Below are 13,808 nucleotides of genomic sequence, written 5' to 3' on the forward strand. Positions count from 1 at the left end.
CAAAATCATGACATTCATGCCAATCAACGCGCCTCTAAACGCGCGTAGGCGACCACCAGCCATTTACTGCCAAAATCGCTAAAATTCACCTGTACCCGCGCCTGTGCGCCACTGCCTTCAAAGTTAGTCACTTTGCCGTCACCAAACTTGGGATGATGCACTCTTTGCCCAACGCTAAAGCCAGTATCGTTGGCGACCGCTGACTTTTGCGCACTGAAGCGATTATTCGCCATCGGTGTCGACACCTGCGCCTTTAAGCGAATTTCGTCCACATATTGCGGCGGAATTTCCTTAATAAAGCGCGATGGACGGGCATAATCTTCGCGGCCATAAATACGGCGGGATTCGGCATAGGTGATATAGAGTTTTTCCATCGCGCGGGTCATGCCCACGTAACAGAGACGGCGTTCCTCATCGAGTCTATCGCCCTCTTCGAGTGCCATCTTACTCGGGAAAATCCCCTCCTCGACGCCCGCCATAAACACCATAGTAAACTCCAGCCCCTTGGCCGAGTGCAGTGTCATTAACTGCACCGCATCGGTAAAGGCGTCGGCCTGACCTTCACCCGCCTCTAAGGCCGCATGGGATAAGAAGGCGTTAAGCTCGCCCATATCCTCAAGCTCTTCTGGCATTTCGAAGGTGCGCGCCGCGGTGACGAGTTCCTCTAAGTTTTCGATACGGGCGTGGGCCTTCTCGCCTTTTTCCGCCTCATACATGGCCTTAAGGCCAGAGGCTTGGATCACTGTGTCCGTCATCCGGTACAGCGCCATATCTTGGGTTTCTTCCTGCAGGGTGACGATAAGATCCATAAAACCACGTACCGCAGAGGCGGCGCGGCCGGCCAGCACTTTTTCATCCAGCAGGCGTAAACAGGCCTGCCATAACGTAAGCTCTTGCTGACGCGCGGTAGTACGTAAAATATCTAAGGTTCTGTCGCCAATGCCGCGGGGCGGCGTATTAACCACGCGCTCGAAGGCGGCATCGTCATTTTTATTGCTGATAAGACGCATATAGCCCATAGCGTCTTTAATCTCTTGGCGTTCGAAGAAGCGCAGGCCACCGTAAATACGATAGGCTAACCCTTTGTGTAATAAGGCTTCTTCGAGCACGCGCGACTGGGCATTCGAGCGATAGAGAATCGCGCAATCACTTAAATTGCCGCCTTTTTCGTACCAATCATTGATCCGGCCAACAATAAAGCGCGCCTCGTCCATTTCGTTAAAGGCACAGTAGAGGGAAATCGGCTCACCATCGGCTTCGTCGGTCCACAGCTCTTTGCCTAAACGCTCGGGGTTATTGGCGATCAGGGCGTTCGACGCCTTCAAAATATTGCCCTTGGAGCGGTAGTTTTGCTCGAGGCGAATCGTGGTCGCCGTCGGGAAATCCCGCAGGAAGCGGTGTAGGTTTTCAACCTGAGCGCCGCGCCAACCGTAAATGGATTGGTCGTCGTCCCCCACGATCATCACGTTAGCCGTTTGGCCGGCCAGCACTCTAATCCACGCATATTGAATGGCGTTAGTATCTTGGAATTCGTCCACCAGAATATGCTTAAAACGCTCCTGATAGTGCGCCAGCAGATGCGGTTTATTGAGCCATAACTCATGGGCGCGCAGTAGGATTTCGGCAAAGTCGACTAAACCTGCGCGGTCGCAAGATTCTTGATAAACCTGATAAATCTTCAGCAGGTTTTGCTCAATCGGGAAACCGCCCGCATCGATATGCTTGGGCCGAAGACCTTGGTCTTTCTTGCCATTGATATAGGCCTGCGCCTGACGGGGAGGATATTGTTTTTCATCCAGATTCAAACTTTTCAGGATGCGTTTCAGCAAGCGCACCTGATCGTCCGAATCAAGAATTTGGAAGCTCTGCGGTAGTCCCGCATCTTGGAAGTGAGTGCGTAACAGACGATGCGCCAGCCCGTGGAAGGTACCAATCCACATCCGCCCCATATTGGTACCCGCGACTTTTTCTACCCGCTCACGCATCTCGGCCGCGGCTTTATTGGTAAACGTCACGGCTAAAATTGAGTAAGGGCTCTGCTGTTCGACCTGCATTAACCACGCGATACGGTGAGTTAATACTCGCGTTTTACCACTGCCTGCGCCCGCAAGCACTAACATGCTGGATTGCGGTGCCGCGACAGCCTCGCGCTGTTTATCATTCAGGCCGTCTAGTAAAGAAGATACGTCCATTCTCGCCTCCAAAAAATCGAGGGGGCAGTATAACAGAAGAAGCGCCCAAGGCATGCCACGAGTTTGAGCTCAATCACAGACAATTCATTTGACTCAAGGGCCAAGTTTGGCTTGAATTGGTTGATACAATTCATTAACAACTAAAGTATGACTCGATGCCAAGGGACCTGAATGCATTATTGTTTTAACGCTTTTGTGTTGGATACCCAGAACCGAACCTTGTTCTGCAACAACCAAAGGCTCCACTGCGACGAACGCGCCATCCTGCTACTCGCACAGTTGATCGACGCCTATCCCGCCCATTGCGATCAGGCCTGCTTGCTCGAACACATTTGGCCCAATACCGTGGTGAGCAGTTGGTCGGTCGCAAGATTAATCTCGGATACCCGTAAACTATTCGAGTCAGCGGGCCTTAAGGTACCCATCATTCAAACCTTGCATGGCCGAGGGTATCGGCTCTCCCCCGATATCGCCGCCATTATTCGCTCCGATGCCGTCGCCAACAGTTTTGCCGCTCAAGACCACTCGCTCGCAATAACAGATAACGCCACCAGCGCAGCCAACTCGAATACACTTCAACCTGCGCAAAAAAAGCCCTATTTCACCCTGCCAGGATTAGTCTTGATTAGTATCTTGTCGAGCGCAGTGCTTGCCCTACTCTTTTATAACCAAATCGAACGCAGCGGCCCATTAGTGTTGGCCGAGCCGCAAAACGTAAAAGCACGCATATTGTGGGTCGATGATCACCCAGAAAATAATCAGGCCGAGCGCCAGTTTTTAGAGCAAAAAAAGATTGGGGTTTACACCACCAAAACCAGCAGCGATGCACTCACACTGCTCAGTTTATATAGCTACGATGCCATTATTACCGATATGGGCCGAGGCTCAGATCCCCTCGCTGGTCTTAAACTGATGCAGGCTATCCGCGAGCGCGGCATCAACACGCCCATTTACCTCTATACCATCATGCCCTCCGAGGCGCTAAGACAAAAAGCCCAGGAACATGGCGCGCAGGATATAGCCGTCGAAGCCGAAGACTTATATCAACACTTGATGCCGCTTATCCGTTATGCCGATGAAGGCGTGGAGTAAAGCCGCGATCAATCCCAGCAAATCTCACTTCAATCTATTGATATTATTCACTTTCAAAAACATTCAATAAGTTTCAAAGACAAAATCCCTCCCGAGGATTTATATCTTGTTCAGGGTTCAGCCACTGATCCCTTCTGCATATTGCTTGCGCTCATGCCCCAAACGATAACCGACGACCATCCCACCATGGGATAGCGAATCGTTGCTGATATTTACTCAGTAGCCTAAAAGGAATTTACATAATGAAGCCAATCTATCGACTCACTGTTCCCATTCTCTTAGGTCTCACGCTCGGCGCCTGTGGCGGCAGTGATGATGACGATGAGGACCCTAGCCCCATTGAACCCCAGCAGTTTGCCATTAAAGGGACAGTAAAAGGGCTGACCAACAGCCTAAAACTCACCCTACAAACCAATGGCCAGACAGTAGAAACCCTTTCTGTTCAAAGTGATGGCACAGATAAAGCCTTTGCATTTTCAAATATGCAGAATGAAGGCGTTAGCTTTGCCATTACCGTTAATACGCAGCCAACGGCACAAACCTGTACCGTCGCCAATGGCAGCGGCACCTTAAGCCAGAGCAATGCCGAAACCGCCCTCGTCACCTGTGAAACCAATGCCAATGCTGAATTAACCGGGATCTTTAGGGACAGCCCAGTCGCTGGGATCCATTATCAAACCGACAGCCAAACCGATGGCACCACCAGCGATATCGGCGAGTTTCAATACTTACAGGGGGAACAGGTCACCTTTTCGGTCGGCGCGATTCAATTTCCCAGTACAGTTGCCGCGCCACTCGTCACACCCACCGAAGTTGCAGCGGGCAATGAGGTTACAAAGGTGAATATCCTGCAATTACTGCAAACCTTAGATCAGGATTGTGATGTTGAAAATGGCATTCAAATCAAGACCTCACACCATGATCTGCTCGCCAATACTGTGCTCGATATCAGCAGTGCCGATTTTGATAGCCAACTCAACACCGCCTTTGCCAACCTCGGCTCGGGTTTGAGTCTGATCAGTGAAGCCCAGGCCCTTAACCATTTCGATACTTCCAATCGTAATCTGCTGCTAGGTAGCTGGCTGCTGTCGGAGGGAGAAGGCCAAAGCAACATACTGACCTTTATCGACCATAGCCGTTATATATTGATCCACGAGCATGCGGGTGATGGCGATCAGGGCGCAGCCTCGGTCGAATATGGAAATTACACTTGGGACAGTGTCACGGGTAGTTTCAGTGTGAGTCTCATCGCTCAATCCGATGGTTCCGGCGGCCTGTACGATGAAAGCAGTGTCGTTAACAAGGCGATGGTAAGCCTCAATACCCTCACACTGAGCCTCACCGACAATGGTTCGTCAAGCATCACACTCACGCGTATTGAAGATGCTAGCGATGCGTTAATCGGCACTTGGCATGTGTACGATCCCGAAACCGATAACGACAGCTTTGTGACTTTCCTGCCCAATCAAGCCTATGCCATTGTGCATACAGCCAATTCCGACAGCTATGAGGGACAATCACCCCAAGCGCAATCGGGGGAGTTTGGTCATTACGTTAAAGATGCCAGTGGCTATAAGTTTACCGCCAGTGTCGAGTCCGACGGCCCTAATGGTCTCTATGATGCACAGTCAGCCGACGCCCATCAGTTTTCATCCATCAGCACCAGCCAATGGGGCGAGATGATGGCGACTGAAAATGGCCCAGATGGCGGTACTTTCACCTTAGATAAGGTCGGCAGTTTTGTGACTGAGTTAGTCGATAAGCCTTCTGCCGCCGCAGGTACCAGCCTTGGACGCATCACCTCGGTGCGGGATATCGAAGGCTTTAACTACGACGCCACAGTCAATCGCCTGCTGCAATTTGACTTAACCTTTGCCACGGACACGCAAAACCGCTGCACCACAGAGTTCGCCAATGGCCAATGCGGCGCGCGTTACAACATGCTGGTGCAGAATGTATCCGAGAATGATATGGGGGATGTGATTGGCGAAATCAGCCTGAACGAAGTCACTAGCAATGCCCAAGTAAACAGCGATTTTTATATGACGACCGCTGGCACACTGCACTTTGCCTTTAGTGGCAGTCAGACGATGACCATCAGCCCCTTGTTAGGCAAATCTTGCCAAGGTAATCAACGCGCTTTAGTGAGCTTAACCGATACCAGCAGTAACCAATCGCTTTGGTTAGTCGAGCTAACCCCAGCCGTCCTATAGCTAACGCTATCTTCCCTTTGCCGGGCTATGTTCTTCCATAGTCCGGCATTTTTTATGCTAAAAACCATTAAGTCCAGCGAACACGGCTATTGCCTATCGAACCGCGCGAAATGGAGCAATATATAACCCGATTTATTTCAAAGCATGTTCAATAAGGATTAAGCACTTTCATTCCAGTGACACGCAGCAAGCACATCCCTGTGTGCTCGACCGTGACATCCATGTCACGGACGGTCACTTTCATGACAGTGCTTAATCCAATTAACCTTTGTGTATCTCTCAAGCCAGTAAATCATCAAGGCAAAAAACTATTTTCGACGCTATGTAACTTAATCCTGAATCATTGGGACACCAAAGCAAAAGCTGGAATATTTATAGTAAATAGCATGTCAGAACATTGTTCTGGGCCATACATAGCTAGCTTTTTTTAGAGACTAAGTGACTTTTCGCTACTTGCATGCAAAAAGAAAGCGCATTATGTTCCTGCTTTATCTTGGTTGACTGATTTATTGGCTGAAGAAGGTGAGGAAGTGGAAAAAGATCCATGGGAAAATAATACAGTAACGAATAAAAACAAACTTTGGTTTTACGTACTTTTAGGAATGTTAGTTTTATATGTTATTTCTGGTAATAAAACTCCTGACCAATCTAAAACAAACAGTACCCAAATCCAAAAGAAGGAAGTTATCAATAGCGAACCTCCTCAATACTTAATTACTCAATGTAGGGATAATATTAGTTCCGCGACCCTATATAAAAAAGAAAGGCTTAACTATATAGGCTCTGATGCAGGTAACGTTGTAATTGTGTACCTAAATGATTTTGGTAAAGCATTCAAGTTTCGGTGCATTGGTAATAATATTCAACTTTATGCTGAAGGCAGTCGTTCTTGGATATCAATGTAGTTTCCGAAGGGTTAAATCTTTAATGCTTTTAGCGACCAACAGACAACTCAACAATCAAAGGAATACGCCATCCCCTCGGAGTTGCCGCAGGGCAAATAGACAAATTGCGTGAGTCTCGCCATGGATGGCGAGCTAGCTTTCGCAGGTGCAGGGACGCATCCTTCGGAAGCGATAGCAAATTTGGCTATGAGCACAAGGGGCTTTCAACTCCGTTGGGGCGTCATGGAGCATCCAAGGAGGATAGGACGAGCAGTCCTCCTTGGTAGGGGGTGGGGTGAAGCCCCACGACTTTGATTTGGATTTAGGTTTTATTTTTATTAAAGAAATCAAACAGGATTAGGGCTGTCCCCCTCCAACAAGCAGAAACTGGAGATCCGCAACTCTTCAATGCTTTAAGTCCCCCAAAACAACCCAACAGTCAGTGGAATACACCATCCCTCGGAATTGCAGCATGGATAATTGAGTAATTGTGTAAGTCTTCCCATATATGGCAAGCTAGCTTTCGGCTATAAAACTCAAACAATTTAGGGGACTGTTGCATATTTAGACTGGCATAAGAACCCTTACAAACTCGCACCGTGCGTTTGCTTTAAACGTTAGATTACTGAGGCACTATGGAAGACAAATTTGCCCGCATAGAAATTGATGGATGGGAACTCAATGATGGGGAGGCCATTCATCATCAGCATTCAGACACTTTCTGGATTCCTTCCTTTGAGGCTAGGAACAACCTTAAAACAGGACAATTGGTAAAGCTCATCTTCCAGATAGTTACTGAGAATGACGCTGGCGTGGAAGAGGTAAATGTAGAGCGCATGTGGGTTATCGTTAAAGGCCGCATCGATTACATTTATAGGGGGCAACTTGATAATGACCCATACTGCACGGAAGAAATACGATCTGGTATGGAAGTATGGTTTCAGCCAAAGCACGTAATAGATATTTACGAACAACAGTAATCTAACAATGCCACCATCCGCTAAGCTGCTAATTTTTATTAAAAATTATTAAGATTGCTTTTGTTAAGTTCGGAGATATGGTGGTGCTTAAAGCCCTCAGAAAATGACGCAAAATGCTTGGCTTGAGTTATGTATAAATGGAGAACTAAGTGAGTCAATCAGCAGCGCAAGCAACAGCATTTTTTAGGGAAGTATCTGAAAAAGGCGTAGTTTGGACAATTAAAGATGAAAATGGTTTTCCAGCTCCGCTCGGTGAAAACGGTATTCGCGCTATGCCATTTTGGTCATCAAAAAATCGTGTTCTAGAAATTATCAAGAATGTTCCTGCCTACAAGGACTTTCAACCCGTCGAAATCAAACTAACCGTGTTCAAAGAGCGATGGCTAGCTGGTCTTACAAAAGACAAATTTAATGTAGGTGTAAATTGGTCAGGTAAATGTGCAACGGGCTATGACTTAAATCCTGCTGATGTATCAAAGAACATTGAATATTATGAATATTAATAGGGCATTGAAGACACTTCATTTAAAGGATTGCGCGTGAGCAAGGCATGGTCGTTCTCGTGCATCCATGCACTTAACGACATTCAGGCATCCTGCCTATCAGATGCCGAGATAGCATTAGTCGAATCAGGGACTAGCGTCTGACGCGATAGCATAAGAACGCTAAATGCCCAAGGGGCCTTCAACTCCGTTAGGGGCGTCTTGGCTGATGTGAAGACAATAGGCAAGGAGGATAGGACGAGCAGTCCTCCTTAGTCGACTCTTGATTAAAAATCAGGGGGTGAAGCCCACGACTTTGCTTACTGGCAAAGCCTTAAAACTTTGCACTCACGACAACACCGTTGAAATTAAGACAATCTCTAACTCTTTGCTGCTGAACCGCGCTAAGGGTGTCGACATCATGGAAGGCAAACTCTGAGTGTTCATGGCTTAAGCGAATCACCGCATCGGCAGATGCAAACTCACAACGAAAGATAAAAGCTTGGGATTGATAGGCGCTGTGATAATACACGCCGCTTAGGTAGTGGACGTTCACCGCCAGCCCCAGCTCCTCTTGGCATTCACGCAGCAGCGCTTCGTGAATCGTTTCGCCGGGCTCTAAGGCGCCGCCGGGTAAGCCCCAGGCGCAATTGCCGTAATTTGCCTTAAGGAGTAACACTTGGCCCGCATCGTTAATGATTACTGCATGGCTACTGAGCCGAAACCTATCTTCAAATGCCATGTATCATCCCACGCTAAGGCTGTGTATCACTAGTTGCGATTAAAGGTATTACAGCTGGCAAGCTTGCCTGAGGCAAAACCCGTCTTAAACCATTTTACCCTGTCCGCCGAACTACCATGGGTAAAGGCTTCGGGTTGCACCGCTCGGCCAGCGAGTTTTTGCAGGCGGTCACCCCCCACGGCACTTGCTGCGGCAATACCTTCTTCTATATCTCCGGCTTCGAGCAGATTGAGCTGCCTGTCGACATAATGCCCCCACACGCCAGCATAACAGTCGGCTTGCAATTCAAGGGCAACACTCAGTTGATTGGCCTGCGCCTTGCCAGCGGCTTGCTGCGCCTGACGCACTTTAGTGCTGGTACCGAGTAGGTTCTGCACATGGTGGCCCACCTCATGGGCAATCACATAGGCAAAGGCGAAATCCCCAGGCGCTCCGAGTTTTTTCAGCTCCTCGAGAAAACTCAAATCGATATAAACTTTGCTATCCGCAGGGCAATAGAAAGGCCCTGATTGCGCCTGTCCCATACCGCATCCCGTTGAGGTCATATTGCGATAAAGCACCAGTTTGGGCTCGACATATCGCCCCTGCAGCAATTGATTCCAAACAGTTTCAGTCGTACCGAGAATCGCCGCCACAAACTGGGCATTTTCATCTTGAGCCGCGGTATTGCTGGCCGATTGTGACTGGCTAAACCCCGCTTGATTGCTCGGGTCTAGGGATAATCCACCAGTAAAATATTGAAACGCAAAATATAGTCCGCCCAACAGCAGTATCACTCGGCCGATTTTGGTACGAAGTAGAAAAGGCAGCAAGCGTAGCAGGAGCGCACTGGGCACACCCGCGGACGCCATCTGTTGGTCACGTCTGTCTTCAATATTGGAGCTGCGGTCACTGTCACGCCAACGCATTGGATTTCCTAGGCTATGGGTATGGGAACTAGATTTCAGTTTAGCCGTTATTTAGGATCATTCTGCTCGGCGGGCGCCGCTTTTAACGAGCGTAAAAACAGCCCGAGCCCACCAAAGGCTAACACTAAAATCACAATCAAATCGAAGGCTGACATGGCCCTAAAGTGAAACTGAATTGAGCTGATCACCCCAACAATTAAGGCAATCAATGAGCCTAAGGTGAGCAGCCAACCTAGCTTGGTCTTGCCATCAAAAAACACCATCACTATCCCAAGAATAAACGGCAGCATCACCATACCTGTGGTGATAGAGAATCCCTGACCAAAGGCATTCATGCGGTAGAGGCCATAGCCCAAGCCAAAACTAGAACTGACCTGTATCGCATTGAATAACAGGTAAAATCCTGCACACATCATAGCAAGACCAATAAAAAATTGGCCAATACCGCCCTGTGTTCCTCCCGCTCCCTTCATACCAATCCTTTCTATTGACGTTGTTGAATCGCTTTATCGACAGCTTCTTTAAGCTGTTGGTCCTCTGCAGCCTTTTTGGCTTTCTCGTGGGCGGCCAACTGTTTATCCGCCTCCGCCACGCAGCGCTGTTTATCTAACATGGGCTCGTAGGGGTCGACATCCGTCCTTGCGGAACAGGCTAACTCGGCGCAGGCAGAGGTCAACAGTGATGCGGACAAGACTAACATAATCAAAGGGGTTTTCATCTTCGGCTCCTCAATAAATGCAACAAAATAGCTACACTTGGCAAGCTAGCATTGGCAAGCTTTACCAGAGCTGTATCGATTATGTGCTCAACAATATTGACAGAAATTGGCTAAAGGCAAACACTGGATGATGATTTTTTATCCACCACGCTCGATGCACTGTGCGTTAATCACAGTGTTAATTAAGACAAGGACTGCGCTTGAATACTCTACTCTTAGGTAAAGGTGAGCAACAGGTTCACTTAAATCTTAAATATGCCAACCGCCACGGACTGATCGCAGGCGCCACTGGCACAGGCAAAACCGTTTCGCTGATGACCCTAGCCGAAGGCTTTTCCCGCCAAGGTGTACCAGTCTTTATTACTGATATTAAAGGCGATATTTCAGGACTCGGCGTAGCGGACACGCCAAACGACAAGCTATTGCAGCGGGCGGCCGACATCGGGATTGAAGATTATCAAACCGAGGCAAATCCTGTTGTGTTCTGGGACTTAGCAGGGATTCAAGGACATCCGCTGCGCACCACAGTGAGTGAAATGGGGCCGACCCTGCTCGGGCGCATTCTCGAACTCAATGACACCCAAAGCAGCATTTTAGACATAGTGTTTCAACTGGCCGACGACCAAGGTTTATTGTTACTCGACCTTGACGATCTGCGCGCCATGCTGAACTTAGTGGCCGATGAGCGTAAAGACATCTCCGCCAAATATGGGCTTATCAGCGCCCAATCCCTTGCCGCGATTCAACGCTCAGTGCTTGGTTTAGAACGCGATGGCGGCAAAGACTTTTTTGGCGAGCCAGCATTACAACTCGAAGACTTGATGCGCACTAACTTGCAAGGGCGCGGCATTATCAACCTATTAGCCGCCAATAAGTTAATCCTGACCCCTAGCCTCTACTCCAGCTTCTTACTCTGGCTGCTATCAGAACTGTTTGAAAACCTGCCCGAAGTCGGCGATCTCGATAAACCCAAGTTAGTCTTCTTTATCGATGAGGCGCACTTATTGTTTGAAGGCTGCCCAGCAAGTTTGCTTAAACGCATAGAGCAGATTATGCGACTTATCCGCTCCAAGGGCGTCGGGGTGTATTTTTGCTCACAGTTTCCCGACGATATTCCCAATGAGATCTTAGGTCAGCTCGGTAATCGCATTCAGCACGCACTAAGGGCATATACCCCAAGGGATCAAAAAGCCGTTAAAACCGCTGCCGAGACCTTTGTGCCCAATCCTAAATTGGTGGTTAGCGAGGTGATCTCACAACTCGCCGTGGGCGAAGCTTTAGTATCGACACTCGCCGAGAAAGGCGTGCCCACTATGGTGGAACGCGCCCTGATTGCGCCGCCTCGCTGTCGTATGGGGCCCGCAAACCCAGAGGAGTTAAGCGCCATTCGTGCCAAGAGCCCCATTGGTGGCAAGTACGATACCTTAATCAACCGAGAGTCCGCCTACGAGCGGCTCAATCAGCGGCACACCGAAGCGGCCAATGGCGCCACTAGCACCAAAACGGCGAGTACGCCCGCCGCCCAAGAGGCAGAACAGGGCTGGTTTAGTGAACTGATTTTTGGCAATAAACGCCGCCAAGGGTTAGCCGAAACCCTCTCCAAACAAGCGGCGCGAACCGTGGGTAATCAACTCGGTAAACAAATATTGCGCGGGCTACTCGGCGGCATACTCGGCAAGTCGACCCGCAGGTAACTAAATCGAGGTAAAACCGTGCGCTAAACCGCATATTTTATATACAGATTCGCACTAGCATTAGCGTGAATTATTCTAAGTAGTGAGTGGATCTTCCTTAGGATTTAGGTGATAAGATTATTTTGCGAGTACAGCTCAGAGAGGCAAATAAATTCAAGTAATTTACCAATAGTTTTAAATAGTTGTGATTTAAAAATGGTGTAATTCGAGTTTAATCGTTTCGCTTTAATCAGGACATCATGGAACAGGTTTTACGCAAATGGCTTACATGACTAGCCTGATGAACAACCACTGAAAGTACATGGAGTTAACTATGAGTAAAGAGCAAAAAAATCGCAAAGAGGCCAAGAAAAAGCCGTTAATGACGATGAAGGAAAAACGTGCCGCAAAACACGCCAAAAACGCGTCTAAAGGTCTCCTCGATAACGTTAAATAATATTGTGGCACTCTTTAGGGTGCGCTCCAATATCAAGATTAAGGGTTAACTGCGGTTAGCCCTTTTTATTGGCTGATTTCTTAGTCAGAGCTATTGGTGATTAAAACAGCAAATAAAAAATCAGTGATAGCATTTAAAATCAAACTGTTACGTAGAAAAAACCCTTAACTAGAAAAGTCACCTAGACTAAAGCAATATCCCTATTGCTTGAGCCTTTTGTTAAGGTTTTAGTTACCTAGATCGACCAGAACCATAATCGCAGCTAAGTTACCGATTTATAAGCTTATTCCATTTTAGCCATCACAGCACCCGACGCTCGCTAGCCCTAGTGGAATATTGACGATAAGCCTCATAAATCACGATTTAGGCTGCATATAAACTCGTGTCAAAGCCTGTATTTTGAGCAGATTTGGGTATATAAGTAGTGATACTAAAGTAGCAATCAAACAGTCCGATTTACCTTGCCCTATATAACACAATAAAAAATAAGGATATTTCAGCATGAAAATCAACAAACGTTTTATCGCCGTTGGCACAGCATTAACACTCTCGCTCAGCGCAGCCTCAATGGCGGCGGCACCTGCCTTTATCAATATCTTAACTGGCGGCACCAGTGGCGTGTATTACCCCATTGGTGTGGCACTGTCGCAGCTCTATGGCTCAGGCATTGAAGGCGCTAAAACCTCAGTGCAAGCCACTAAAGCCTCGGTTGAAAACCTCAACTTGCTGCAAGCGGGTCGTGGTGAATTGGCCTTAGCCTTAGGCGACTCGGTGGCAGCAGCCTATCAAGGCGATGCTGATGCGGGCTTTAAAAAGCCATTAGATAAGGTGCGCGTGCTCGCTGCCGCTTACCCTAACTACATTCAAATTGTGGCCAATAAGGAATCTGGCATCAAAACCTTAGCCGATTTGAAAGGCAAACGTATTTCTGTCGGTGCGCCTAAGTCAGGTACTGAACTCAACGCCCGCGCAATTTTTAAAGCCGCGGGTTTAAGCTACGAAGACATGGGCAAAGTGGAGTTTTTACCCTATGCCGAATCGGTCGAGCTGATTAAAAACCGTCAGTTAGACGCGACATTACAATCCTCTGGCTTAGGGATGGCGGCAATCCGCGATTTAGCTGCGACTATGCCAATCAACTTTGTTGAAGTCCCAGAAGATGTCATTATCAAAATCAATAACCCCGCCTATCAACATGGAGTGATCCCAGCAGCCACCTACGAAGGCCAAACCGCCGATGTCTCTACGGTTGCGATTCAAAACCTCTTTGTGACTCAAGCGGGTGTATCTGACGATTTAGCCTATCAGATGACTAAATTAATGTTTGAGCACTTAGATCGTCTCGGTAATGCGCACTCAGCGGCGAAAGCCATTCAATTAGACAAGGCAACCAAAAACCTGCCTGCGCCGCTGCACCCAGGTGCTGAGCGTTATTTCAAAGAAGTTGGCGCACTCTAAGGGTGTAAC

Annotated in this window: 13 protein-coding genes; 8 read left to right on the forward strand and 5 right to left on the reverse strand. The window is 48.2% G+C overall.

Annotated features, from left to right (window positions below; all coding sequences use genetic code 11):
* Positions 1 to 23 precede the first annotated feature (23 nt).
* Positions 24 to 2,192: a DNA helicase II gene (gene uvrD / locus SHD_RS20575; RefSeq protein WP_023268899.1), complete on the reverse strand. Its 2,169-nt coding sequence runs from the start codon at positions 2,190 to 2,192 to the stop codon at positions 24 to 26.
* A gap of 171 nt (positions 2,193 to 2,363) precedes the next feature.
* On the opposite strand from uvrD, the gene SHD_RS20580 reads away from it, so the two are divergent.
* The 5 genes from SHD_RS20580 to SHD_RS20600 all read left to right on the forward strand — a co-directional run bounded on the left by SHD_RS20580 (position 2,364) and on the right by SHD_RS20600 (position 7,864).
* Positions 2,364 to 3,284 carry a response regulator gene (locus SHD_RS20580; protein WP_023268900.1) on the forward strand — a complete coding sequence of 307 codons (921 nt, stop codon included), beginning with the start codon at positions 2,364 to 2,366 and terminating at the stop codon, positions 3,282 to 3,284.
* Positions 3,285 to 3,526: 242 nt separating this feature from the next.
* The gene (locus tag SHD_RS20585; protein WP_023268901.1) at positions 3,527 to 5,497 is read left to right on the forward strand and encodes a hypothetical protein; all 1,971 of its coding nucleotides are present in this window, start codon (positions 3,527 to 3,529) and stop codon (positions 5,495 to 5,497) included.
* A gap of 530 nt (positions 5,498 to 6,027) precedes the next feature.
* Positions 6,028 to 6,402 (forward strand): hypothetical protein, encoded by a 375-nt coding sequence (locus tag SHD_RS20590; RefSeq protein ID WP_152526565.1) that lies wholly within the window; start codon positions 6,028 to 6,030, stop codon positions 6,400 to 6,402.
* A gap of 614 nt (positions 6,403 to 7,016) precedes the next feature.
* Positions 7,017 to 7,361 carry a hypothetical protein gene (locus SHD_RS20595; RefSeq protein ID WP_023268903.1) on the forward strand — a complete coding sequence of 115 codons (345 nt, stop codon included), beginning with the start codon at positions 7,017 to 7,019 and terminating at the stop codon, positions 7,359 to 7,361.
* 149 nt (positions 7,362 to 7,510) lie between these two features.
* Positions 7,511 to 7,864, forward strand: a complete 354-nt coding sequence (locus tag SHD_RS20600; protein ID WP_023268904.1) for a DUF2750 domain-containing protein — start codon at positions 7,511 to 7,513, stop codon at positions 7,862 to 7,864.
* Between the two features lie 313 nt (positions 7,865 to 8,177).
* On the opposite strand, the gene SHD_RS20605 is transcribed toward SHD_RS20600, so the two are convergent.
* Genes SHD_RS20605 through SHD_RS20620 form a run of 4 tightly spaced genes read right to left on the reverse strand, consistent with a single transcriptional unit; the run spans position 8,178 to position 10,211 of the window.
* Entirely contained in the window at positions 8,178 to 8,585 is a 408-nt protein-coding gene (locus SHD_RS20605; protein ID WP_023268905.1) for an NUDIX hydrolase, read from the reverse strand.
* 29 nt (positions 8,586 to 8,614) lie between these two features.
* Positions 8,615 to 9,493 carry a KPN_02809 family neutral zinc metallopeptidase gene (gene ypfJ / locus SHD_RS20610; RefSeq protein ID WP_023268906.1) on the reverse strand — a complete coding sequence of 293 codons (879 nt, stop codon included), beginning with the start codon at positions 9,491 to 9,493 and terminating at the stop codon, positions 8,615 to 8,617.
* A gap of 47 nt (positions 9,494 to 9,540) precedes the next feature.
* Positions 9,541 to 9,966 carry a hypothetical protein gene (locus SHD_RS20615; RefSeq protein ID WP_023268907.1) on the reverse strand — a complete coding sequence of 142 codons (426 nt, stop codon included), beginning with the start codon at positions 9,964 to 9,966 and terminating at the stop codon, positions 9,541 to 9,543.
* 11 nt (positions 9,967 to 9,977) lie between these two features.
* Positions 9,978 to 10,211 carry a hypothetical protein gene (locus tag SHD_RS20620; protein ID WP_011621266.1) on the reverse strand — a complete coding sequence of 78 codons (234 nt, stop codon included), beginning with the start codon at positions 10,209 to 10,211 and terminating at the stop codon, positions 9,978 to 9,980.
* A gap of 200 nt (positions 10,212 to 10,411) precedes the next feature.
* On the opposite strand from SHD_RS20620, the gene SHD_RS20625 reads away from it, so the two are divergent.
* The 3 genes from SHD_RS20625 to SHD_RS20635 all read left to right on the forward strand — a co-directional run bounded on the left by SHD_RS20625 (position 10,412) and on the right by SHD_RS20635 (position 13,799).
* Positions 10,412 to 11,905: a helicase HerA-like domain-containing protein gene (locus SHD_RS20625; RefSeq protein WP_023268908.1), complete on the forward strand. Its 1,494-nt coding sequence runs from the start codon at positions 10,412 to 10,414 to the stop codon at positions 11,903 to 11,905.
* A 313-nt stretch (positions 11,906 to 12,218) separates the two neighbouring features.
* The gene (locus SHD_RS22380; RefSeq protein ID WP_039978852.1) at positions 12,219 to 12,341 is read left to right on the forward strand and encodes a hypothetical protein; all 123 of its coding nucleotides are present in this window, start codon (positions 12,219 to 12,221) and stop codon (positions 12,339 to 12,341) included.
* A 501-nt stretch (positions 12,342 to 12,842) separates the two neighbouring features.
* Entirely contained in the window at positions 12,843 to 13,799 is a 957-nt protein-coding gene (locus SHD_RS20635; RefSeq protein WP_023268910.1) for a TAXI family TRAP transporter solute-binding subunit, read from the forward strand.
* The last annotated feature ends 9 nt before the right edge of the window (positions 13,800 to 13,808 follow it).

The organism is Shewanella decolorationis S12 (assembly GCF_000485795.1).
Classification (GTDB): Bacteria; Pseudomonadota; Gammaproteobacteria; order Enterobacterales; family Shewanellaceae; genus Shewanella; species Shewanella decolorationis.